The organism is Myxococcus sp. CA033 (assembly GCF_013336625.1).
Taxonomy (GTDB): domain Bacteria; phylum Myxococcota; class Myxococcia; order Myxococcales; family Myxococcaceae; genus Myxococcus; species Myxococcus llanfairpwllgwyngyllgogerychwyrndrobwllllantysiliogogogochensis.
The window spans coordinates 24,393-44,972 of record NZ_JABUMU010000024.1 but is presented as its reverse complement, the minus strand read 5'-3'; the positions used below and the strand labels follow the sequence as shown (position 1 = coordinate 44,972).

The 20,580-nt window shown below is 68.8% G+C and carries 22 protein-coding genes and 9 tRNA genes; 10 read left to right on the top strand and 21 right to left on the bottom strand.

The genetic code is table 11. The features are described from left to right. Window positions 1-211: 211 nt before the first annotated feature. The 4 genes from HUA78_RS36545 to HUA78_RS36530 all read right to left on the bottom strand — a co-directional run bounded on the left by HUA78_RS36545 (window position 212) and on the right by HUA78_RS36530 (window position 750). A tRNA-Arg gene (locus HUA78_RS36545) sits at window positions 212-285 on the bottom strand. A 16-nt stretch (window positions 286-301) separates the two neighbouring features. Then, window positions 302-374, bottom strand: a tRNA-Glu gene (locus HUA78_RS36540). Between the two features lie 30 nt (window positions 375-404). Continuing rightward, window positions 405-477 (bottom strand) — tRNA-Glu (locus tag HUA78_RS36535). A gap of 108 nt (window positions 478-585) precedes the next feature. Beyond that, a complete protein-coding gene (locus tag HUA78_RS36530) occupies window positions 586-750 on the bottom strand; it encodes a hypothetical protein (protein WP_174457026.1) in 165 nt (54 codons plus the stop codon). A gap of 95 nt (window positions 751-845) precedes the next feature. Between HUA78_RS36530 and HUA78_RS36525 the strand changes: the two genes are divergently transcribed. The 3 genes from HUA78_RS36525 (at window position 846) to HUA78_RS36515 (ending at window position 3,566) form a co-directional block, all read left to right on the top strand. Further along, window positions 846-2,237 (top strand): hypothetical protein, encoded by a 1,392-nt coding sequence (locus HUA78_RS36525; protein WP_174478307.1) that lies wholly within the window; start codon window positions 846-848, stop codon window positions 2,235-2,237. A gap of 57 nt (window positions 2,238-2,294) precedes the next feature. Beyond that, window positions 2,295-3,086 (top strand): AraC family transcriptional regulator, encoded by a 792-nt coding sequence (locus HUA78_RS36520; protein WP_174478306.1) that lies wholly within the window; start codon window positions 2,295-2,297, stop codon window positions 3,084-3,086. A gap of 90 nt (window positions 3,087-3,176) precedes the next feature. Continuing rightward, window positions 3,177-3,566, top strand: coding sequence for a VOC family protein (locus HUA78_RS36515; RefSeq protein WP_174457029.1), 390 nt, complete (start codon window positions 3,177-3,179; stop codon window positions 3,564-3,566). 6 nt (window positions 3,567-3,572) lie between these two features. Here HUA78_RS36515 and HUA78_RS36510 read toward each other — a convergent pair. The 7 genes from HUA78_RS36510 to HUA78_RS36480 form a co-directional block, all read right to left on the bottom strand. Continuing rightward, window positions 3,573-3,643: transfer RNA gene (locus HUA78_RS36510), tRNA-Ala, on the bottom strand. Between the two features lie 104 nt (window positions 3,644-3,747). Beyond that, window positions 3,748-3,822, bottom strand: a tRNA-Pro gene (locus HUA78_RS36505). Between the two features lie 28 nt (window positions 3,823-3,850). Continuing rightward, window positions 3,851-3,926: transfer RNA gene (locus HUA78_RS36500), tRNA-Pro, on the bottom strand. A 9-nt stretch (window positions 3,927-3,935) separates the two neighbouring features. Continuing rightward, window positions 3,936-4,010 (bottom strand) — tRNA-Leu (locus HUA78_RS36495). Between the two features lie 35 nt (window positions 4,011-4,045). Beyond that, window positions 4,046-4,117, bottom strand: a tRNA-Ala gene (locus tag HUA78_RS36490). A 17-nt stretch (window positions 4,118-4,134) separates the two neighbouring features. After that, a tRNA-Gly gene (locus HUA78_RS36485) sits at window positions 4,135-4,206 on the bottom strand. 104 nt (window positions 4,207-4,310) lie between these two features. After that, a complete protein-coding gene (locus tag HUA78_RS36480; protein ID WP_174457030.1) occupies window positions 4,311-4,463 on the bottom strand; it encodes a hypothetical protein in 153 nt (50 codons plus the stop codon). A 223-nt stretch (window positions 4,464-4,686) separates the two neighbouring features. On the opposite strand from HUA78_RS36480, the gene HUA78_RS36475 reads away from it, so the two are divergent. From HUA78_RS36475 to HUA78_RS36465, 3 genes are all read left to right on the top strand, one after another. Next, entirely contained in the window at window positions 4,687-6,060 is a 1,374-nt protein-coding gene (locus HUA78_RS36475) for a hypothetical protein (protein ID WP_174460106.1), read from the top strand. Between the two features lie 190 nt (window positions 6,061-6,250). After that, window positions 6,251-7,576: a magnesium transporter gene (gene mgtE / locus HUA78_RS36470; protein WP_141645100.1), complete on the top strand. Its 1,326-nt coding sequence runs from the start codon at window positions 6,251-6,253 to the stop codon at window positions 7,574-7,576. 35 nt (window positions 7,577-7,611) lie between these two features. Further along, window positions 7,612-8,535 carry a hypothetical protein gene (locus tag HUA78_RS36465; protein WP_174460107.1) on the top strand — a complete coding sequence of 308 codons (924 nt, stop codon included), beginning with the start codon at window positions 7,612-7,614 and terminating at the stop codon, window positions 8,533-8,535. A 21-nt stretch (window positions 8,536-8,556) separates the two neighbouring features. Here HUA78_RS36465 and HUA78_RS36460 read toward each other — a convergent pair whose 3' ends face one another. Together HUA78_RS36460 and HUA78_RS36455 are read right to left on the bottom strand one after the other, a co-directional pair. Continuing rightward, window positions 8,557-9,465: a tetratricopeptide repeat protein gene (locus HUA78_RS36460; RefSeq protein WP_174457033.1), complete on the bottom strand. Its 909-nt coding sequence runs from the start codon at window positions 9,463-9,465 to the stop codon at window positions 8,557-8,559. Then, entirely contained in the window at window positions 9,465-9,716 is a 252-nt protein-coding gene (locus HUA78_RS36455; RefSeq protein ID WP_246137398.1) for a hypothetical protein, read from the bottom strand. Before HUA78_RS36455 ends, HUA78_RS36460 begins: the two co-directional genes overlap by 1 nt. Window positions 9,717-9,891: 175 nt before the next feature. On the opposite strand from HUA78_RS36455, the gene HUA78_RS36450 reads away from it, so the two are divergent. Beyond that, a complete protein-coding gene (locus tag HUA78_RS36450; protein WP_174457034.1) occupies window positions 9,892-10,335 on the top strand; it encodes an NADAR family protein in 444 nt (147 codons plus the stop codon). Window positions 10,336-10,380: 45 nt separating this feature from the next. Here HUA78_RS36450 and HUA78_RS47840 read toward each other — a convergent pair whose 3' ends face one another. After that, window positions 10,381-11,706 carry a rhomboid family intramembrane serine protease gene (locus tag HUA78_RS47840; RefSeq protein WP_174467803.1) on the bottom strand — a complete coding sequence of 442 codons (1,326 nt, stop codon included), beginning with the start codon at window positions 11,704-11,706 and terminating at the stop codon, window positions 10,381-10,383. A 197-nt stretch (window positions 11,707-11,903) separates the two neighbouring features. On the opposite strand from HUA78_RS47840, the gene HUA78_RS36440 reads away from it, so the two are divergent. From HUA78_RS36440 to HUA78_RS36430, 3 genes are read left to right on the top strand one after another with little or no spacing between them, the layout of a single operon-like run. Continuing rightward, on the top strand, window positions 11,904-12,815 hold the full coding sequence (locus HUA78_RS36440; protein WP_174467804.1) for an alpha/beta fold hydrolase: 912 nt from the start codon (window positions 11,904-11,906) through the stop codon (window positions 12,813-12,815). A gap of 39 nt (window positions 12,816-12,854) precedes the next feature. After that, a complete protein-coding gene (locus HUA78_RS36435) occupies window positions 12,855-13,925 on the top strand; it encodes a sensor histidine kinase (RefSeq protein WP_174460111.1) in 1,071 nt (356 codons plus the stop codon). After that, the gene (locus tag HUA78_RS36430; protein WP_174460112.1) at window positions 13,922-14,638 is read left to right on the top strand and encodes a LytTR family DNA-binding domain-containing protein; all 717 of its coding nucleotides are present in this window, start codon (window positions 13,922-13,924) and stop codon (window positions 14,636-14,638) included. Before HUA78_RS36435 ends, HUA78_RS36430 begins: the two co-directional genes overlap by 4 nt. Before the next feature lie 8 nt (window positions 14,639-14,646). On the opposite strand, the gene HUA78_RS36425 is transcribed toward HUA78_RS36430, so the two are convergent. The 7 genes from HUA78_RS36425 to lspA (HUA78_RS36395) all read right to left on the bottom strand — a co-directional run bounded on the left by HUA78_RS36425 (window position 14,647) and on the right by lspA (HUA78_RS36395) (window position 20,501). Beyond that, window positions 14,647-15,030: a hypothetical protein gene (locus tag HUA78_RS36425; RefSeq protein ID WP_217439225.1), complete on the bottom strand. Its 384-nt coding sequence runs from the start codon at window positions 15,028-15,030 to the stop codon at window positions 14,647-14,649. A gap of 176 nt (window positions 15,031-15,206) precedes the next feature. Further along, entirely contained in the window at window positions 15,207-16,085 is an 879-nt protein-coding gene (locus tag HUA78_RS36420; protein WP_174460113.1) for a hypothetical protein, read from the bottom strand. 36 nt (window positions 16,086-16,121) lie between these two features. Next, window positions 16,122-16,625: an HAD family hydrolase gene (locus HUA78_RS36415; protein ID WP_141645089.1), complete on the bottom strand. Its 504-nt coding sequence runs from the start codon at window positions 16,623-16,625 to the stop codon at window positions 16,122-16,124. A 10-nt stretch (window positions 16,626-16,635) separates the two neighbouring features. Further along, window positions 16,636-17,766 (bottom strand): MXAN_5187 C-terminal domain-containing protein, encoded by a 1,131-nt coding sequence (locus HUA78_RS36410; RefSeq protein WP_174478305.1) that lies wholly within the window; start codon window positions 17,764-17,766, stop codon window positions 16,636-16,638. Window positions 17,767-17,807: 41 nt separating this feature from the next. Continuing rightward, complete coding sequence (locus tag HUA78_RS36405; protein ID WP_141645087.1) at window positions 17,808-19,115, bottom strand: prolipoprotein diacylglyceryl transferase; 1,308 nt, start codon at window positions 19,113-19,115, stop codon at window positions 17,808-17,810. A 117-nt stretch (window positions 19,116-19,232) separates the two neighbouring features. Next, window positions 19,233-19,844 (bottom strand): signal peptidase II, encoded by a 612-nt coding sequence (gene lspA / locus HUA78_RS36400; protein ID WP_174457041.1) that lies wholly within the window; start codon window positions 19,842-19,844, stop codon window positions 19,233-19,235. A 33-nt stretch (window positions 19,845-19,877) separates the two neighbouring features. After that, on the bottom strand, window positions 19,878-20,501 hold the full coding sequence (gene lspA, locus HUA78_RS36395) for a signal peptidase II (RefSeq protein WP_141645085.1): 624 nt from the start codon (window positions 20,499-20,501) through the stop codon (window positions 19,878-19,880). Window positions 20,502-20,580: the final 79 nt, after the last annotated feature.

Genomic DNA, 20,580 nt, shown 5'->3' with positions numbered 1-20,580 from the left:
GAGGCAAAGGCAGACATCTACGAGGATTGAAGTGGGCTCATCCATGGCGGGCGGGTCACTCCTTGCCACAACCGGATGAATGACTCAACGCGCGGGCGCATTTCCTCGCGCCTTGCTTGCATCGAGAGTGCACGCCCCGGGAGTCGAACCCGGCGAAGGCGGTACGTCAGACCGCGGCCGTCACCCGCTGGCTCGGCGTGCATGTTGCGTATGGTCCTGGCAGGAATCGAACCTGCGACCTCTCGGTTCGCAACCGAGTGCTCTCATCCGCTGAGCTACAAGACCTGAAGAACCGCGTGAGTACCCCGTACGGGAGTCGAACCCGTCTTTCCGCAGTGAAAGTGCGGCGTCCTTCGCCAATAGACGAACGAGGCAACTGGCTGCTGCGAGACAGCTTGGGGAAGTACCTCGTACGGGAGTCGAACCCGTCTTTCCGCAGTGAGAGTGCGGTGTCCTTCGCCGATAGACGAACGAGGCAAGTGGGTACTGCGAGTGAGGGGACCCGGGGAAAAGGAAGAGGCCGGGTCCCCTCTGGGAGCCCGGCCTCGGAGAGCCATGCCGCGTCGGTCGACGTGGCGTGGAAGCTCAGAGTCCGGGTGGAGCTCCACGGAAGGACGCGATGCCTTCCAGGAACTCATCCTCTTCAGAAGCGGTGTCCTGCTCGGTGTTCGCGAACAGCACGGCGATGCCGCGGACAGTGTCGTTCTTGCGCTTGAGATTCATCGGGCTCATCGGATTCACCGTCGGCATGGTCACCGCTCCTTTCGCCTTGGACTGACGCATCTAGAATTGGCTCCTGACAAACCGTGTATTCACGTGAGCAACCCTGATTTAACGTCTCAAGCATGAGTTCATATCGACTCCCCGTTCGGGCGCTCGTTGTCACATGGAACGCCGTCGACGGCATCGGCACCCTGCGCACGGAGGATGGTGGCGAGGTCCGCTTCGGCGCCTCGGCGTGCACCGACTTCGAGCCTGAGACAGGGCTCGACGTATGGCTCGTGGAGACCAAACCCGACCCGCTGGGCCGTGGCGAGCGTGCCAAGGTGGTGAATCGCTCCGGACGAGTGGAGCAGGACAAGCTCTCCCAGTTCGAGCAGGAGGCCGCCGAGGAGGAGGCCCGCTTCGAGCGGGAAGCAGCGCTGCTCGACACCGTGGGGCTCTCCGAGGAGCCGGAGTCCACCGACTACGAGGCGCTGACAGCCAAGGAGCGCTCGCGCCTGGCCCGAGGGCTGATGGAGCTGAAGCGAACCTCCCATCTGGCCGAGGAGCCCTTCACCCACCTGGTCGAGCTGGAGCCCGCCCTCTTCCACCCATACCTCGACGAGCTTTCCCGCGAAGAGGAGCCGGAGTGCCTGGCCTGGGTGGACGCACCGCTGCACCGCGCCCTCGCGCTCACCCAGGAGCTGCGCACGGACTGGACGCCGAATCGTGGCGGGCCTCCCGTGGGCTCGGTGATGAGCCACCAGGACGCGGGGCGACAGGAGCGAGCCCCGGGAGACCCGGTGGCCGCCGCCGCGCTCGCGCTCGGGCGCAGCGGACACCCCGAGGCCCTGCGCGCCCTGGAGCAGTGGATGGCCGGGCTCGGGGAAGAGGAGCAACGCGAGGCGCTCCACCTGCTGTTCCTGGCGGATGTCGGAAGACGCCCCTCTGGAGAGCTGGTGTATCTGTACTCACGGACGTGTCTCGAAGGTGTCGCGAGCGAGGCGTCCGAGGACGGCCCCGCGCCCGTGGCGAAGGGCCTGCTGTGGTTCCCCACCGTGGGTGCCGCCTGTCTGACCTGCGGTTCCGGACTGGTGGACGCGCTCCGGCTCGATGAAGACACCACGGGCCACCCCTGGCCCACGCGCCTGCCCACCTGCCTCGCCTGCATCTTCCAGGGCGGCGTGGTGCACGTGGAGGTGTCACGGGATGGAACCCTGGGACGGGCCGTCTCCCAGGTCTCTGAATCCCCGCATTCGCACAAGGTCCGCCCCCCACCCACGGGCACGGTGGAGCTCATCCCCGGGCGCATCCGACGAAGCGTTCCACGGAGCGAGCGGGAACAGCACCACCGTCTCGGAGGAGCCCTCTCCTGGATTCAGTCACCGGATGTCTTCGACTGCCCCAACTGTGGCGAGCCCATGCGCGCCGCCGGGCAGGTCCGGGACGAGGACGCATGCTTCTCCGACATCGGCATGCTGTACGCGGTGGCCTGCGGGCCCTGCGGCATCGTCACCACGTTCTCCCAGTCGTGAAGGCCCGCGCGCGGCCCGACCTCCAGCGCTATCCTCCCTTCATGTGGAGGGTGTGGGATGCACGAGGGTGAGGCGTTGGGCGGCTACACGGAGGTGTCGCCCTCGGGAGTCCTGGCGGACCGGGTGGACGCCTTCTGGCGCTTCGTGGCCCCGACGTCCCAGGGAGCAAGCGAACCTCCCCGCGTCCACCGGGTGCTCCCCGACGGCTGCACGGACCTCATCGTCCACTTCCGCGACGCCAGCGCCGTCGGCCGAGGTGCCGAGCCCCGTCTGACGGTGGTCGGCCCCATGGAGCGCTTCGCCCTCGTCGACCTCGAGCCGGGCTCAGTGAACCTCGGCATCCGACTCAGGCCCGGCTGGGCGCTCGCGTTGCTCGGAGTGAGCCCTCGCGAGCTGCGGAACCTGAACGTCCCCGTGGAGGAATGCGCGCCGGTGTTTCGGGCCCTCCAGCAGCGACTGTCGTCCTGCCGCTCGCTGAAGCACGCCATGTCCCTGCTTCAAGAAGAGCTCTCGATTCGCAACGCCTCCCCTCGATACATGCCGAGGGCTCGCACCACCCATGCCCTGCAGTGCATCCAGTCGTCCGCCGGGCAGGTGCGCATGTCCTCACTCGCCCGCACCCTGGGCATCAGCGAGCGGACACTGCATCGGGATATCCTGGAGGAGGCAGGGGTGGCCCCCAAGCTGCTCGCCCGGGTGCTCCGCTTCCAGCGGGCCCTCGCGCGCCTGCGCACGGGGGAGCAGGACCTGAGCACCCTCGCGCTCGACTGCGGCTACGCGGACCAGTCCCACTTCACCCGTGAGGTTCGCGAGCTGGCGGGAGTGTCCCCCACCGGGCTCCTGGAATGAGGCCTGTCCGAATTCTTCAAGACGCTCCAGCGGGGGCATGAGAGACCCGCGACTCCTGGCGGTACCTCACCTTCTCCTCGGAGCGTTCCCATGCAGCTCGGCTATGTCATCCTCTACGTCCCGGATGTGCCCGCCACCATCGCCTTCTACGAGACGGCGTTCGGCCTGAAGCGGCGCTTCATCCACGAGAGCAACTCGTACGGAGAGCTGGAGACGGGCACCACGGCCCTGGCCTTCGCGTCGGAGGAGATGGCGGCCCACAATGGCCTCACCGTGCGCTTCCACCGGCCGAAGGAGACCGCCGCCGCGGTCGAGGTGGCGCTCGTCACTCCGGACGTCGCGGCCGCCTTCCAGCGCTCGGTGCAGTCGGGTGCGAGCCCCGTCCATCCACCCAAGCAGAAGCCCTGGGGACAGACGGTGGCCTACGTGAAAGACCTCAACGGCGTGCTGGTGGAAATCTGCTCCCCCATGTCCGCCTGAGGTGAATGGAATCGCCGGGAATCGAACCCGGACCGCCCGGACGCCAGCCGAGTGCTCTCCCGTTAAGCCACGATCCCTGAAGGGGTGCTGCCAGCGCTCCGACAGGGAATCGAACCCTGTTCACACGGTAGACGGCCGTGCTGCGATCCAATCGCATCCCGGAGCTGATACGGACGACACATCTGGATGACAGGATTTGAACCTGCGGCCTCACGGATCCGAACCGTGCGCTCTGGCCAGACTGAGCTACATCCAGGAAACTCACAGCCACTGCGTGCAACGAGTCGGGACGACTGGATTCGAACCAGCGACCTCACGCACCCCAAGCGTGCGCTCTATTCCAAGCTGAGCTACGTCCCGAAACCACCATGCCGCGAGCGGGAGTCGAACCCGCAACCTCTGCATTCTGAGAGCAGCGCCTCTACCAGGTTGGGCTACCGCGGCGTTTGAAACAGACACGAACAACAACTGTGATTGAGTGGAGCCGCCGGGATTCGAACCCGGGACCGCTCGGATGCGAACCGAGTGCTCTCCCGCTGAGCTACGTCCCCATGAATGTCTTTGAGTAAGCAGCCTGCGGGATTTGAACCCGCGTCGTCCTGAGTGGCGCTCAGGTGCCTCGCCTCTCGGCCAAGGCTGCGTGTGCTGGTGCTGGTGCGTGCCCGGAAAAAGAGAAGGGCCGGGTCCCCTTTCGGGAGCCCGGCCCTGCCTGCCGTGCCACGTTCGAGAACGGGCGCGGAAGAGTCAGGTTCCGGGCGGACGACCGCCGGCGGTATCTCCCAGCAGGGCTGGAGCAAGAGCGGTGGCAAGACCGGCGGGCGCGAGCGCATCGATGCCGCTGACAGTGTCGTTCAGAATCTCGGGGTTCATCGGGCTCGTCAGGTTCGCCGTCGTCATGGTCACCGCTCCTTTCATCGAGAAATGACGCGCGGATATTTCATCCCTGACATGCGAGTGTTTTCAGACAGGGATTGCCCCGCACACACCAGCATCCGCGAGGCGACACCCTTGTCGCACCGGGGCTGACCGGGCTTCCGGTTCGGGGTATGAGTCAGGACGAAGCCCGCGCCGCTTCCCCCTGGCCGGAGGGGACGCCGACGTCGGGGTGAGACCCCCTCGGATGAAGACCACCCTCCCCCTCGCCCTGGCCGCCCTGCTCGCCCTCCCTGGCTGTGCGCAGAACGATGAACCGGCCCTCTGCAACTTGTCGCTCCCAGGGGAAGCGCCAGGCATCGACCCACTGCTCGTCCCGGTGGGCGCTCCCGCGGCGATGCGCGTGGACATCGCCACCCGGACGCTCCAGTGCGAAAGCGGCAAGACGGCCCAGGCTCCCGACACCGCCACCGCGGAGGTCTTCGACCCGGAGAACCAACTCATCCCCTCCGAGGTCTCCCTGCAGGCGTCAGGCACGGTGGCCACGCTGAGCTTCACGCCCACCGTCGTGGGTCGGCACCACGTCATCCTCGCCTTCACCCCGGTGGGTGGCATCCGGCAGCTCGGCGTCTATGCGGCGAGCCACTGGGCGGGGGCTCCCTCCCCCGTCACCCTGCCCCTGCCCCGGTGTGGCCAGCTCGAGCGCACCGCGCACGGCCTGTGGCTGTGTGACGGGGTCGCCTTGCGCAGCCCCTCCGACCGGCCCCTGCGGCTGGGCACCGGCGCCACGCCTCCCGATGTGGCCGTGTCGGGCAACGTCGTCTGGGTGGTGGGAGATGGGCGGGTGCGCCGGTACGTGGATACGGGCTCCGAATTGGAGCTGACGGGCTCGCTGCTGCTGAGCACGACGACGGGCGTGAAGGTCATCCAGTCGCGACTGGCCTCGGAGAACGAGCTGGTGGTCCTGGACGCCGAGCTCCTGCACCGCTTCGTCTTCACCGACACCGGGGTGCTTGAGTCCCCCACTCCCGCCTTCTGGGCGACAGGGCAGCCTCGGATACCCTTTGGCCTGGACAGCGCGGTGGGGCTGCTGGTGCGCGCGGCGGAGGACCAGGTGTTGGTGGTGAGTCAGCCCGGGCCGATCGACAACAGCACGGCCTGCACCTTCAAGGTCGGAGCGGACGGGGCCTTCCTGCCCGAAGGCCTGCTGTGCGCTCTCGTACGCGGCAGACCCGTGGGGATGGAGGACGGCATCCTGTGGACCCAGGTCGGCGTCAACATCCCCACGTTGAACGCCGGACGCATGCTGCATCGCTGGGGCATCTCCGAGGGGCGGCTCGAGGAACGCAACGCGCTCATCCTGGATGCCTCCATCGCCGTGGCCGACGCGCCCCTCCGAGGGGGCTTCACCGTCCCCGCCCTGTACGCCGTCCCCCGGAAGAACACCGCGCTGACACGGCCGAGGGTCCTCCCTGACAGGTCCGCGCTGGGGCTGGAGCTGATGCCCACCAACATGCCGCTCGCCGAGGGCGCTCGCGCCACCTCACCCCGCTTTCATTGGGGCGGAGACTCGCGCCCCACTGTCGGCTTCACCACGGTCTACGAGCAGGCCCTGCCCTGAATCCACCGGTCCGAGCCCCGGAAGCGACTGGCTGGGGCTCCCACGAACGGTCCACGGCCCCAGGCTGGTGACAGGTTCGGAAAAAGCGAGGGGAGATGGTTGCCTGCCTCTCGCAGTGCCCTCCGTGCGGGTGTAGAGAGGCCGGCGCGTCGCGACTGGCCGCGCGCTCCCACCCTCGGAGGCGAGCCCCATGATGGACAGCCCTCTCAGCGCCTCGCTCTCCATGGAGGAGCTCCATGAAGCGTGGCCGGTGCTCTCCATCGACGAGCGCCTGGAGGGCTTCCGCCTCTTGCCGACCGCGGTGGCGGACGACTTCTTCCTCGCCCTGTCCGCGCGCGAGCAGGCGGAACTCATCCTCCACCTCCCGACATCGGAGCGGCGCACGTGGGTGCGGCTGCTGCCCCCCGACGACCTGGCGGACCTGGTGCAGGCGGTGGAGCCCGAGGAGGCCGACGCCATCCTCGCGCAGCTCGACGACGCGAGCCGGCGCGAGGTCAACGTGCTGCTGGCCTACGCGGAGGACGACGCCGGCGGTCTGATGAACCCGCGCTTCGCCCGCGTGCGGCCGGACATGACCATCGACGAGGCCATCGGCTATCTGCGCAAGCAAGCGCGGGAGAAGGTGGAGACCGTCTACTACGCCTATGCGCTGGACGCGGAGCAGCGGCTGCAGGGCGTGCTCTCGTTGCGCCAGCTCTTCCAGGCCGCCAGCGACAAGAAGGTCGCGGACGTCATGCACCACGACGTCATCACGGTGTCGGAGAACACGGACCAGGAAGTGGTGAGCCAGCTCTTCGCCGAGCACGGCTTCATGGCCCTGCCCGTGCTCGACGAGCAGAACCGGATGAAGGGCATCGTCACGGTGGACGACATCGTCGACGTCGTCCAGGAAGAGGCCACCGAGGACATCCAGAAGGTCGGCGGCATGGAGGCCCTGGAGGCCCCCTACTTCGAGGTGGGCTTCTTCGGCATGCTGAAGAAGCGCATCGGCTGGCTGCTCGTCCTCTTCCTCGGACAGATGCTCACCGCCACGGCCATGAGCAGCTTCGAGGGCGCGATTGAGCGCGCGGTGGTGCTCAGCCTCTTCGTGCCGCTCATCATCTCCTCCGGCGGCAACTCCGGCAGCCAGGCCTCCACGCTCATCATCCGCGCGCTGGCGCTCGGCGAGATGCGGCTGAAGGACTGGTGGCGCGTGGCCCGGCGCGAAGTGCTCTCCGGCCTGGTGCTGGGCTTCGTGCTGGGCGCGGTGGGCCTGGGTCGCATCGTGTTGTGGCAGGAGGTATCCGGCGCCTATGGCGAGCACGCCTTCCTGCTGGGCTGCGCGGTGGCGCTCTCCGTGCTGGGCGTGGTGACGTTCGGAACGCTCGCGGGCTCCATGCTGCCCCTGGTGCTGCGCCGCTTCGGGTTCGACCCCGCGAGCGCCTCCGCGCCCTTCGTCGCCACGCTGGTGGACGTCAGCGGCGTGGTCATCTACTTCACCGTCGCCAGCCTCCTGCTGCGCGGCACGCTGCTCTAGAGGCGCGAGCCACATCCCTCGCGGGAGGTCCGGCCATGATTCGCACCACCCTTCGGCGCACCCTCACCCTGGAGGCCCCTGAGTCTCCGGGCCGCATCGCCCATGTCTCCGCCGCCAGTGGACTGGTGCGCGTGGGGGAGTGGCTCTACGTCGTCGCGGACGACTCGCTGCACCTGGCGACGTTCCCCGCGCGCGGAGACGCCCCGGGACGACTCGCGCGACTCTTCGCGGGCGAGCTGCCGGAGGAAACCCAGGCACGCAAGGCGGCCAAGCCCGACCTGGAGGTGCTCTGCGCGCTGGGGCCCTTCGCCGGGGCACCTCATGGGGCCCTGCTCGCGTTGCCGTCGGGCTCCTCCTCCGTGCGCATGCGCGGCGCCGTGCTGCCGTTGAGCGCGGAGGGAGCGCTCGCGGGCGAGGCGCGCACGGTGGACTGCTCGGCGCTGTACCAGCAGATTGGCCGGGAGCTGGGCTCGCTCAACATCGAGGGCGCGGCGATGGTGGGCAGCCGCCTGCGGCTGTTGCAGCGGGGCAATGGGGACGCGGGCGTGGACGCGCTCGTGGACCTGGACCGCGAGCGCGCGCTGCGCGGAATCGAAGTGGGCGCGCTGGGTCCGGAGGTGCTGCGCACGATTCGGCGCTGGGACCTGGGCCACGCCGGCGGGGTGCGGCTGTCCTTCACCGATGCGTCACCGCTGCCGGATGGGCGGCTCGTCTTCACCGCGACGGCCGAGGACACCCGGAATGCCTACGCGGATGGCCCGGTGGCGGGCTCCGCGGTGGGGCTGCTGGCGCCGGATGGGACGCCGCTGTTCCTGGACTCGGTGGACGCGAAGGTGAAGCTGGAGGGCGTGGACGCGCGGGTGGAAGGTGGCCGCGTGCACCTGCTGCTGGTGGCGGACGCGGATGACCCGACGGTGGCGGCGCCCCTGCTGGAGGCGGTGCTGGACGTACCGGCGTAGGCGCCCTGGATGGGCCCCTCGTCAGTCGTGCTCGTGCGCCGCCTCTTCGGGCCTGCCGCCCACGGCTTCGAGCGAGGAGCGCGCGGGACGGGCCCGGTCGAAGGCCACCTCACGCTCGCCCACACCCTCCGCCGTGGTGTTGGCGATGCGCTTGCGCGCACGGGCGATGTAGTCCTGCACGAGCGTCGGGTCCGGGTGCGTCTTCAGCGTCTCCACCCAGGTCTCGATGGCCTTCTCGTGCTCGCCCGCATCCGAGCGCAGCTTGCCCATCTCGAAGAGGGCGTGCGGGGACAGCTCCGAGTCCGGGAAGCGCGTGCGCAGGTCCGCGAAGGCGCGCGAGGCCTCCTGACGTCGGCCCTCCATCATCGCGATGGCCTGCGCCTGGAGGAACAGGGTGTCGTCCACGAAGACGCTGGTGGCGAAGCGCTCGACGAGGCGGCGCGTCTCCAGCTCACACTGCTGATAGTCGCCCAGCTCGAAGTAGAGCTTGCCCACCTGGTAGTGCAGCTCCGCGCCTTGCGGAGGATTGCGCTGGAGCGCGGCGGTGAGCTGGTCGATGGCGCCGCGCAGGTCGCGGTAGTGCACCCGCAGCAGCTCCGCGAGGATGATGCGGGCCTCGAGTGCCTCGGGGGACTCGGGGCACTGTTGGATGAGCTCGCGGTAGACGCCCACGGCTTCCTTCACCTTGCGCTGCTCCAGCCAGTAGACGTCGGCGGCGCCCTTCAGCGAGCGGGCGCGCAACACGAGCGCCTCCGGCGAGCTGTCGTGGCGCAGCATGTCGAACGCCTTGCGGTATTCGACGAGGGCCTCGTCGGGACGCTTCTCGAAGATGGCGTCGCGGGCTCTCTGGAGGTGGTCGACAGGCTTGTCGCGACGACACCCGGCGCCCGCCAGGGCCAACGCGACGAGGGCGAACCGGAGCGCCCGCACTAGCACTTCTCCGGAGTGACGGTGACGCACCGCGAATCCTCGCAGCTCACACACTCGGCGATGGGCGAGACGTCGGTGACGCACACGTCGACGCGGGAGGTGCGAGGGCAGTCCTCGGACGTGACACAGCGGAAGACGCTCCCGTCTTCACGGGTGACGTCCTGGGCCGTGGAACCGCAGACTTCCAGGTCGTTGCATCCCAGCAACCCCGCTCCGATGGCGGCGAGGACTGCGTGCGTGGCGCGTCTCACGGCGGCGGTTCTACCTGGATTCGCCCACGCCGTCACGGAACGGTGTGTCTGCTCGTCTGCCTACCGGGAGACCCCTTGCACCCTCACCACAGACGGTGAAGCCTGAAAAGCAAGCGTGTCACGAAGTACCCGGCACAATGCCGGTAGGATTTGGCTCACACCCAGGTGAATCAACATGACCGAGGCCATCCACTTCTACAGCGTCACCGACGACCACGGCTGGTGCTCGAACTTCGCGCCCTACCCCATCAAGCTGGGTGGCAAGACGTGGCCCACCAGCGAGCACTACTTCCAGGCCCGGAAGTTCGAAGACCCCACGGACGAAGAAGCCATCCGACAAGCCCGGACCCCGATGCTCGCGGCCCGCCTGGGCAGGGACCGCAAGCGCAAACTCCGACGAGACTGGGAGTCCATCAAGGTCTCCATCATGCGCGAGGCCGTGCGCGCCAAGTTCACCCAACACGAGGACCTCACCCGGCTCCTGCTGGAGACCGGCGACGCGAAGCTCGTCGAGCACACCGACCAGGATGACTACTGGGGCGACGGCGGAGATGGCCGCGGCAAGAACATGCTGGGCCGCATCCTCATGGAGATTCGAGAAGAGCTGCGCGCACGGTAGGGCACCCCGAGTTCCTCTCCTCCCTGGGCCCGTCACTCGCCTGAATCAAGGCCAGTGCATCGATGCCAGGTCCTCGCGAAAGCCCGCCGCGAAGACAAGACTCACCACCACCGCGCCCAGTGCCAACAAGGACACCGCGCCCGCCCACCGCGTCCCAGGGGGCGTCGCGTCCTCACGCCGCCACACCCGCGCGAGCCCCAGCCCCACCACGCCTCCCGCGAGGGCGCCTCCCACGTGCGCCGCGAAGTCGACCTGATTCCCCGTGCGCGACACTGCGATGGGAATCAGTGAAGGCACCAGCAGCCGCAGCGCCATCATCTGAACCTCCACACGGCCCGGCCCCACGGGCAGACGTCGGCTCACCGCCAACACCGCCGCCAGGAGCCCCATCAGTGCCCCCGACGCGCCCACCGACACCACCGCATCCCCATTGAGAGCCATCGACAACGCCCCGCCGCCCAGCGCGCTCACGACGAGCAACACCCCCAGCCACGCTCGGCCCACCATGCTCTCCAGCACCATCGCCCCAAACCAGAGGCAGAAGCCGTTGAGCAGCAGGTGGATGAGGTCTCCATGCAGCAGCGGCGCCAGGAACAGCCGCCACCACTGCCCATGCTCCAGCACCAGCCCCGAGACCAATCCTCCCAATCCCACCAGTGTCTGGAGACCCGGCGCGAGCAGCCCCGTGCCCGGTGAGCCCACAGCGAAGAGGTGCTCCGCCGCGAAGCCAAGCGCCAGCGCCACCAGCAACGCCACCGTCAGCACCGGCTTGCGCTCGACGGCCTCCGCGACCTCGACCTCCTGCCCCTCCACCACGCGAGGCTCCCGGAGCAACCCTCGCACGTAGCCACGCGACACCATCGCGCGCCGCCACGTGTTCGCCCACACCTCGCCAGAAGACACGTCCACGTGCATCGCATGCAGGTGGACCTTGTTGAACATGCCGAGCCGGTGACGCTCCAACCGCTCCTGGTCCTCCCGCGTCGCGGGCCCGCTCCCTACTTCGATGAGCTGAAGGCCCACGGGAAGCTTCGTCCCACTCACCGTGCCCGAGTAGTGCAGACACGCCTTGCCCACACGTTCCAGCGCCGAGGTCTCCAACGAGAAGCGCCGCGAGGGCTCACGCTCCCGGTCCACGATGCAGACGATGACGCATGAGTACCCGTCCGAATACGTGAGCACCGCGTCCGACACATCGACCAACTCCGCCGCCTCTGTATGCGTGCCGGGCTGAAAGCCCTTGTCGGCCATCAACCGCCGCGCCAGGTACTCCGCGAACGGCGGTCCGGAAGTCACCGCGGCGGGCGGCGCGGGCACCTGCCCTGTCAACGCTTCCTCGGAGGCGGACTGCGTGGAAGGTGGCGGCGACACAGCGGTTCCTTTCCCAAAGCCCTGACCGATGAGCCTGCACGAGAAGCCCGTCTCCACGCCAGCCGCCCGGCCCCTCCACCACTCATCCCGCACCAGAACCGCTCATGGAGTATCCGGGGCTCCTGGCTGCCCGGCGCGTACCTTCTTCCTCGCCCGGCACCGCCATCCCGGCGGCGTCCAGTTCGTGGGAGTCCTCCATGTCTCGTGCCCTCCTCCTGGCGGCGTTCGTCGCCGTGCCCCTCATCTTCGGCTGCGCCACCACCTCCGGCGCCAGCAGCGCCGCCACTCCCACTGCGCCCTTCGCGGTGAAGCGCTCCGGACAGGGCCAGCCCGTGCTGTTCATCCCCGGTCTCGCGTCGTCGGGCGAGGTGTGGGAGGAGACGGTCGCCAGGCTCCAGACTCAGTACGACTGCCACGTCTTCACGCTCGCCGGCTTCGCGGGCCAGCCGTCGGTCCCCGCGCCCTTCCTGCCCACCATGCGGCGCGCGCTCGCCGAGTACATCCGCGCGCAGGGATTGAAGAAGCCCATCATCGTCGGACACAGCCTGGGCGGTGCGCTGGCGCTCGGCCTCGCCGCCGACGCACCGGACCTGGTGGGCGGCATCTTCATCGTGGACAGCGTGCCCTTCCTGCCCGCCTTGATGTACCCGGGCGCCACCGTGGAGACCTCGAAGCCGTTCGCCGAGCAGTTCCGCACCCAGATGCGCATGCAGACCGTGGAGCAGCGCAGCCAGGGCTCGCGTCACGCGCTTCAGGTCTACATCTCCGATGAGGCACGACGAGAGGTCGCCGCGCGCTGGGGCGCGGACTCGGACCCGGAGACCGTGACGCAGGCGATGTACGAGATGAGCATCACCGACCTGCGTCCGGAGCTGTCGCGCATCACCGCGCCCACCTTCGTGCTCGGCTCGTGGGTGGCCTTCGAGGGTCGTGTCCCGCGCGAGGCCGTGGAGGCCAACTATCGCGGCCAGTACCAGACCCTCACCACCGCGCGTGTCGTCATGCACGACACGGCCCGGCACTTCATCATGTGGGACGACCCCCAGGGCTTCCTCGCCACGCTGGAGGGCTTCCTGAAGACCCCCGCTCCCGTGGAGTCACGGCGCTGAGCGTGGTGAACTCTGGTCCCACGCAAGGCAGGAGCTCGCATGTCATCCCGACGCGCCAAGGTGTATGCGGCCTGCCAGGTGGGCGGCTGGGGCCTCTACGGTCTCGTGAACATCCTGCTGACCCTCCTCACGGTGGTGGCCCTGTCGCGAGGCACGGAGCAACTGCTGCCCCGCTCGTTGTGGACCCTCGCGATGAGTCTCTCGGGCGGAGTCATCACGCACTTCGCCCGAGCCCCGCTGAACCTTCGCGCGTGGGTGCGACTCCCGCTGCTTCGCCTGGCGCCACGCGTCGTCCTCGCGTGCGTGGGACTGGGCGCAATCCAGCAGGCCGTGGGCCTCTTCCTCGCCTACCCCGTGCTCGGCCTCTACAAGCCCGAGGACTTCTCCTTCGCCTTCGCCATCACCGGCGTCTCGTTCTGGGCCGTGGTGATGCTGATGTGGCTGCTGACCTACTTCACCGTCCACTTCGTGGACCGGGCCCGCACCATGGAGCGCGAGCGCTGGCAACAGCAGGCCGCGGCCCAGACGGCGGAGCTGCGCTTCCTCAAGGCCCAGCTCCAACCCCACTTCCTCTTCAACTGTCTCAACAGCGTGCGCGCCCTCATCGTCGAGGACCCCGCCCGCGCGCAGCAGGCCGTGACGCGCCTGTCCTCCCTGCTCCGCCACGCCCTCTCCGCGCGCGGCCCCGAGACGGTGCCACTGTCCCAGGAGCTCCAGGTGGTGCGTGACTACCTGAGCCTGGAGGCCATCCGGCTCGACGAACGCCTTCGCGTGCGCGAGGACGTGGCCCCGGAAGCGCTCGACATCCCCGTGCCCGCCATGCTGGTCCAGACGCTGGTGGAGAACGCCATCAAGCACGGCATCGCGCGGACTCCGGAAGGTGGCGAAGTGAGCCTGTTCGCCCACGTTCACGGAGGCGCGCTGCTGTTGGAGGTGGCCAATACCGCCGCGCCTCTCGGCACTCCCACCGCGCCCCACTCCAACGGCGTGGGCCTCCACAACGCGAGCGAGCGACTGCGCCTGCTGTGCGGCGCCCACGCCTCGCTCCTGCTCGACCAGACACATGCGGCGCTCACCACGGCGCGCGTCCGGATTCCCCTGCCCTCATGAGAGTCCTCATCGTCGACGACGAACGACTGGCCCGCGCCGAGCTGCGCCGACTGCTGGCCGCCTTCCCTGACGTGGAGGTGGTGGGTGAAGCCACCCACGTGGAAGACGCCTGCCGACAGGTGGAGGCCCTGGAGCCGGACCTGCTGCTGCTCGACATCCAGATGCCAGGCGGTACGGGCTTCGACGTGCTGGCCCGACTCGACGAGCCTCCGGACGTCATCTTCACCACCGCGTATGACGCCCATGCGGTGCGTGCGTTCTCCGTCAACGCGCTCGACTACCTGCTCAAGCCCATCGAGGCGGAGCGGCTCGCCGAGGCCCTGGAGCGGGTACGCCAGCGCGGCGGCCATGTACCGCACGCGCCTTCACGCACCCAGGACGCATCCCTGGAGCGGGTCTTCGTTCGAGACGGTGAGCGCTGCTGGCTGGTGCAGCTCGCGCAGGTGCCGCTCATCACCTCCGAGGGCAACTACGCCCGGCTGCACCTGGAGGGACATCAGCCGCTGCTCTTGCGCTCGCTGAGCTACCTGGAAGAGAAGCTGGACCCGGCGCGCTTCTTCCGCGCCAGTCGCCAGCACCTCATCAACCTCGACTTCGTCGAGACCCTGGAGCCCGGCCCCGGAGGCACGCTGGTGGCGCGCCTGCGCGGAGGCACCGAGGTGGAGATGTCACGCCGTCAATCCCAGCGCTTCCGTGAGCGCATGAGCCTCTGAAGCGCGCGTCAGTTGGCGCCACGCTGGCGCTTGGACGACTTGCCGGAGGTGAGCACCGTGTCCACCGCGGCCACGCTGCTGCGACGCCGCATCTGCTTCACGCGCTCTTCCATCTTCTCGTAGTGCTTCATGCGCGCCAGCATGTGCGGTTCCGAAGTCTGACAATGCAGCTGCGTCACTTCCTGGTGACGACGCCCCATCTCCTGCCACGTCTGGAGCATGGCCTGGTTGCCCAGGAGCCGCTCCTCGACATTGTCCAACACCGCGTCCAGCTGCTCGGCTTCCGCCTCCAACGCCGCGAGCCGCTCCTGGGACTCTTCCGAGGGCGTCGAGCACCCCGTGGTCACCGAGAGGCCCACCACCACCACCGACAGCCCGAGCCACCTCTGCATCCCCACATCGCCTCCCACGTGTCTCGCGCCATCCGCAAGCCTCTCGCGCGAAACCCAAACTAGGGAGGCCCCCCTGACGCGACAACCCGTGCGGGCAAGCGACCCGGCGGACTTTTCACGAAGTGACGATTCTCAACACCGCGGCGCGGGTTGGCGGCGGTGCCAACGCCCTCTTTTCACTCTCGAAGCGCTGGCACATGTACGCCGAGCACGGTGAGCATCGCCCACCAACCGAGAACAGTCCCCGCGCCCGCGCCAAGGACGGGCACAGGAAAGTTTCCGAAGAACGTCGAGCCCACCAGCGCGGCGAAATACAGGACGAAGGCGACGCCCAGTCGCGCGGTCCGCGAATCCCGACTCCGCGCCGCGAGGAGTCCCGGGAGCAACAACCCCGTCATCGCGGCAATCGCCAGGAACACCCCCAGCGCGCCTCGCGAAACGATGAGCACGAGGATGCGCTCCACATGGTCGACCGGAGCGAGCGGGTCGCTCCGCGTCCAGGTGACGACCGCGAGCCCCAGCATCCCCATCGCGATGGGGATGCCCATGCGCCTGTTCACGAAGTCGCCCCCCACCAGCAACGGCAGCGTCGCGAGCGCGAGCGCCGTGGCCTGCGAGGCATCCGGTTGCAGGAGGTGAAATCCCTGCACCAACACCATGAGCCCGCACGCGAGCCACGGAGGCCAGCCCCCGCGAGACGCGACGCCGAGCAACAGCCACGGCAGGAAGGCCGCTGACGCGTTGACTCGCACGGGCCCCAGCGACCACCAGCGATGAACACCCTCCAGCCCCGGCGCGGCCAACGTCGCGGCGATGGCGAGACACGCGAGCACGGGGAGCACGCGCTCCGCCCGGCGATGCGACTCCCACGGGCCCCGCGTCAGCAGCATGAAGCCCGCGCCGCCCAACACGATGGCCACGAGGTTCGGAAGAAACGCGGCGGGACGGACACCGTGAGCACTCGCCGCCCAGAGGCCGACGCAAGTCGCGAAGACGGGCGCGACGAACCACCAGGGCCGGGAGACCTTCATCACGCCCACGGGCTTCTCATCCAAGTCCCCTCGCCTCCGTCCACGCAGGCCCGCGAGTGGCTACGGCCGGTGACGAAGGATGAACTCACACACTTCGCGCGCGGCACCGAAGCCCGCGGGCTTCTGGGCGACGTAATGCACCTGCGCGCGCACCTCGTCGGGGGCCTCGGGCGGCGCGGAGGAGAAGCCCACGGCCTTGAGCAGCGGCAGGTCCACCACCTCGTCACCCATGTAGCCGCAGTGCTCCGCGGAGACGTTCAGCAGCGCCAGGAGCTTCTCGAAGTGCGCCACCTTGTCCTGGCTGCCGAAGTGCACGTGTTTGATGCCCAGCGACTGCATGCGCATCTGGGCGGACAGGCTGTCGCCCCCGGAGATGGCGGCCACCTCGATGCCCACCTCCTGGAGTCGCTTGATGCCCATGCCATCCCGCACGCTGTACATCTGCGTCCAGCCGGAGTTGGGCACCCAGAAGATGCGTCCGTCGGTGAGCGTCCCGTCGATGTCGAAAATCATCACCGACAGACGCGCCACCCGCGCCTTGAGCGATTCCAGGTTCTGATTCATCGCGAGCGGCCTACTTCGGCACGGCCTTGAGCGAGGCCTTGCCGTCCTTGATGACGACCTTGAACTCCACCGCCTTGGCGTTGTGCTGCTTGAGCAGCTCCGGCACCTGCTTGCGCAGCGTCGCCGCCACCGACTCGTAGGAGATTTTCGAGGTGTCTTCCTGGCACCGCCGCTTCGCGGTGACATACGCGTCGTACACCGCGCGCAGCTTGTCGTCCGACATGCCTCCGCCACCCGCCGAGGGAGGCTTGGGCGCCGCCGAAGCCACCGGAGCCGGAGGCCGGCTGGGCGCCGTCACAGCAGGCACGGAGGACGGACGCGCCGGGGGAACGGTGGTGCCCGCCGGCTTCGCGGCGGCCATGCCCGGAGGCACCGTCGCGGTACCCCTCGCCGGAGTGCCACCCACCGGCGACGTAATCGTGGGCAGTCCGCGCGGAGGCGTTCCCGTCACCGGCGCCACGGTGGGCTGGCCACGAGGGGGCGTTCCCGTCACCGGCGCCACCGAAGGCATTCCACTCGAAGTCAGCGGCGCCACACCCGGCACGCCCGCTCGCGACGCGGGCGCCATGGCGGGTGCCACCGAAGGCACCGCGGAAGACCCGCGCGCGGGCATGGCCGAAGCGGCGGCGGCGATACCGGCCAGCTGCGGCTCGTTGGTGGGGCGGGGGCGGAGCACTTCCTCCACCTCCTCGAAGTCCATGTCGGAGATGTCCTCCGGCAGCTCCACCACGCCCTTCTTCGCGTCACTGCTGGAAGACGTGCCGCGCACCTCCGCGCGACGGCGGGCCTTGAACAAGTCCCTCTTGTACGTGCCCGCCTCGATTTCCTGCAGCGTGCGCGTCCAGAGCCGCTCGTACGTGAGGTACTTGCCGTGGATGCTCCCGACGCGGAACTTGGCGGCGGTGCTGCGGATGAAGCCGGTCTTCAGCCGCATCACCCGCTTCTTGAAGTCGTCGTGGGCCCGCGTGGGCGGATGACGCTCGTTGCCCAGGAAGTACTGCTCGTAGAGGTTGCGGAGCACGGCCAGCTCCGCCTCCAGCGCCTCACACTCCTGGAGGACGGCCTCACTGGAGCTGCGGTCCGCCTGGGGCTTGCCAGCGAAGGACTTCGAAGCGGACTGTCGGGCGTCGGGGGGAGGCATGACGCCTCAGAGTGTCCCCAACCCGCGCCCGGGGATCAACCTCACGCCGCAGACGGTGTCGGACCCAGACCGCCCGCCGCCTCGCCCGCCCCTCGCCGCCCCTTCTGGTAGAGCAGCACGGCGCCAAAAGCGAACATGCACAGCGAGATGAACTGACTGGTGGAGACGTTGTACCAGGCCTCCAGCGGCACCGCGCCCGCCAGGCCCTGGGCCCCCAACGACTCCAGGAGCCCGTGCAGGGTGCCGCGCTCCACGTCCCCGCGGAACAATTCCACCGTGCTGCGCAGCACCGCGTAGGACATCAGCCACAGGGCGAAAATCTGCCCGTGGAAGCGCCGGAAGCGCCGCGCGTACAAGAGCCCCACGAAGAGGACCAGCTGGCCCACCGACTCGAACAACTGGGTGGGGTAGACACCCAGGGTGTGGCCGTGCTGGACCACCCAGTCGGAGATGCGCATCGCATCAGGCGCCGCCTGGTGCAGAATCTGCCCCGTCGCCTCCACCACGAAGCGCGAATCCTCCAGCTGCGAGGAGTAGGCGAGGCTCGACGAGCTGCCCACCCGCCCGAGCAGGTCCTGCGCCAACCCCGGCCCCGGGAAGTGCACGGCGGTGGCCGCGTGCGAGGGCGCCACATCCCCCCAGCAGCACCCCGCGCTGAAGCAGCCCAGCCGGCCCAGACACTGGCCCAGCGACACGGTGGGGATGCACACATCCGCCAGCCGCAGGAAGTCCATGCCGGACGAGCGCGCGAAGAACCAGGCCGCCACGGCCGCGCCGATGAGCCCCCCGTAGAAGACGAGGCCTCCGCCCAGCGACAACACCTGCGTCCAGTCCCGCGCGTAGTCCTTCCAGTTGACCAGGATGAAGAGCAGCCGGCTGCCACCGATGCCGCCGATGAGCACCCAGAAGGCCATGTCCATCACCTGCTCGCGCTTCTTGGGCCCCTCCACATCCACCCACTGGCCCTCCACGAGCTTCACCTTGCGCCACTCGTCCTGCGCCAGCCGCCCCGCCACCGTCAGCGCGGTGATGAAGCCAGACGCCAGGAGCACGCCGTAGGTGTGCAGCGGGATGCCCTCGCCCTTGCCCCCGGGGAAGGCGTCGGCGGGCAGCGCGTACTTCAGGCCGAACCACGCCAGCCCCGCACCCGCGACGCCGAAACCCAGCGCGCGCAACAGCTTGTCGGTGGAGTTCGTCGCGGCCCGCGTGCCCGTCTTCGGGTCCAGCACGCCCTGCGCGCCTCGCCACCCGTTGAAGGCGATGTAGCCCACCGTGCCCACGGCGACCGCGTACAGCAACAGCTGCGTCCAGAGGCTGGTGAACGTGAAGCGGATGAGGACGGGGAGCATGGAGACCTGCCGGAAGGCGAAAGGGGCGGCGCGGCGCGAAGGCTACCCCTGTCGCGCCGCCAGGCAAGGCGAGGGGGCCCGCCGGTCCGCCCGGCTGCCCTCCCGGGAGGCGTTGCTTCAGGTGGCCTTGGACTCGGCCTGTGCGGGCTTCTCCTTGCGGACGAAGGCGTCCACGAGCAGCAGCCCCACGCCCACGCAGATGGCCGCGTCGGCGACATTGAACGAAGGCCACGCGGCCTTGTCGAACCAGTGGGCTTCCAGGAAGTCGATGACGAAGCCCCGGGCCAGCCGGTCGATGTAGTTGCCCAGCGCGCCACCCAGCACGAGCGGCAGGCCCCACAGCGCCCACTTCTCCTCCGGGTCCGAGCCGGACAGCTTGCGGAAGTAGAAGACGATGAGGACGACCGCGCCCAGGCTCACCACATGGAAGAGCGGCCCGCGCTTCTCCGGGGACAGGCTGCGGAACAGGCCCCACGCGGCGCCCGGGTTCTCCGCGTAGCGCAGGCGGAAGAAGGAGTCGGCCACCTCGATGCTGCGGCGGGGCCGGTAGTGCAGCCCGTCGAAGCCCTGCGGGGGCGGCTCGCCGAACATGGCGCCCAGGCGCCCGCCCAGCGTCTCCTGCCCTTGCATCTGGGAGGTCAGCTCACGGACGACGAGGTACTTCGTCCACTGGTCCAGGACGATGACGCCCAGGGCGACGGCGATGAGGATGACGTATTTGCGAGGCACGCCCGGGGGCTTACACCACCGGGCCCCCGCCCGTCACGGATTGGGGCTCTGGGTGAGGGGCGCCGCGACGGCCTCCGGGCGGCGCACCTTGAGAGAGTCCAGCAGCATGAAGGCCACACCCACGCAGATGGCCGCGTCCGCCACGTTGAAGGTGGGCCAGCGCATGCCTGGCTGGTTGCGCCAATGCCAGTCGATGAAGTCGATGACGTAGCCGCGAATCAGCCGGTCCGCGAAGTTGCCCAGCGCGCCGCCAGTGATGAGCGCCAGCGCCACTCGCACCATCTTCTGGTCCAGCGAGGTGCGGCGGTACATCAGGAAGATGAAGGCCAGCGCCGCCACGCTCACCACGTGGAAGAACGCGCGCCGCACACCGTCCGGCAGGTTCGCGAACAGGCCCCACGCCGCGCCCGGGTTCTCCACGTAGCGGAAGTGCCAGTAGTCCTCGATGAAGCGATAGGGCCGCGTCACCCGCCGCTCACCCTGGGGCGGTGGGTCATTGTCCAGGTTGTGCTGGGTGAGGAAGCCCGTCACCCGGGACACCCCTTCCCGCCCATCCAGGGCATCCGTCAGCCGGGACACAGCCAGATATTTGGTCACCTGGTCGGCGACGAGCACCGTGGTGGCCACGAGGAGGAGGAGGCGTAGGGAAGCTTTCATGAGGCGTCCCAATCCTCTAACCCGCCCCCCCGAGCCCTGACAACCCGGTGAGCGCACCTGGCCCCAGGAGGCCTGCCCG

Coding starts and splice junctions, on each gene's coding strand:
- HUA78_RS36530 (WP_174457026.1), bottom strand. CDS start 750: ATGCCGACGGTGAATCCGATGAGCCCGATGAATCTCAAGCGCAAGAAC.
- HUA78_RS36525 (WP_174478307.1), top strand. CDS start 846: ATGAGTTCATATCGACTCCCCGTTCGGGCGCTCGTTGTCACATGGAAC.
- HUA78_RS36520 (WP_174478306.1), top strand. CDS start 2,295: ATGCACGAGGGTGAGGCGTTGGGCGGCTACACGGAGGTGTCGCCCTCG.
- HUA78_RS36515 (WP_174457029.1), top strand. CDS start 3,177: ATGCAGCTCGGCTATGTCATCCTCTACGTCCCGGATGTGCCCGCCACC.
- HUA78_RS36480 (WP_174457030.1), bottom strand. CDS start 4,463: ATGACGACGGCGAACCTGACGAGCCCGATGAACCCCGAGATTCTGAAC.
- HUA78_RS36475 (WP_174460106.1), top strand. CDS start 4,687: ATGAAGACCACCCTCCCCCTCGCCCTGGCCGCCCTGCTCGCCCTCCCT.
- mgtE (WP_141645100.1), top strand. CDS start 6,251: ATGATGGACAGCCCTCTCAGCGCCTCGCTCTCCATGGAGGAGCTCCAT.
- HUA78_RS36465 (WP_174460107.1), top strand. CDS start 7,612: ATGATTCGCACCACCCTTCGGCGCACCCTCACCCTGGAGGCCCCTGAG.
- HUA78_RS36450 (WP_174457034.1), top strand. CDS start 9,892: ATGACCGAGGCCATCCACTTCTACAGCGTCACCGACGACCACGGCTGG.
- HUA78_RS36440 (WP_174467804.1), top strand. CDS start 11,904: ATGTCTCGTGCCCTCCTCCTGGCGGCGTTCGTCGCCGTGCCCCTCATC.
- HUA78_RS36435 (WP_174460111.1), top strand. CDS start 12,855: ATGTCATCCCGACGCGCCAAGGTGTATGCGGCCTGCCAGGTGGGCGGC.
- HUA78_RS36430 (WP_174460112.1), top strand. CDS start 13,922: ATGAGAGTCCTCATCGTCGACGACGAACGACTGGCCCGCGCCGAGCTG.
- HUA78_RS36425 (WP_217439225.1), bottom strand. CDS start 15,030: ATGCAGAGGTGGCTCGGGCTGTCGGTGGTGGTGGTGGGCCTCTCGGTG.
- HUA78_RS36415 (WP_141645089.1), bottom strand. CDS start 16,625: ATGAATCAGAACCTGGAATCGCTCAAGGCGCGGGTGGCGCGTCTGTCG.
- HUA78_RS36410 (WP_174478305.1), bottom strand. CDS start 17,766: ATGCCTCCCCCCGACGCCCGACAGTCCGCTTCGAAGTCCTTCGCTGGC.
- HUA78_RS36405 (WP_141645087.1), bottom strand. CDS start 19,115: ATGCTCCCCGTCCTCATCCGCTTCACGTTCACCAGCCTCTGGACGCAG.
- lspA (WP_141645085.1), bottom strand. CDS start 20,501: ATGAAAGCTTCCCTACGCCTCCTCCTCCTCGTGGCCACCACGGTGCTC.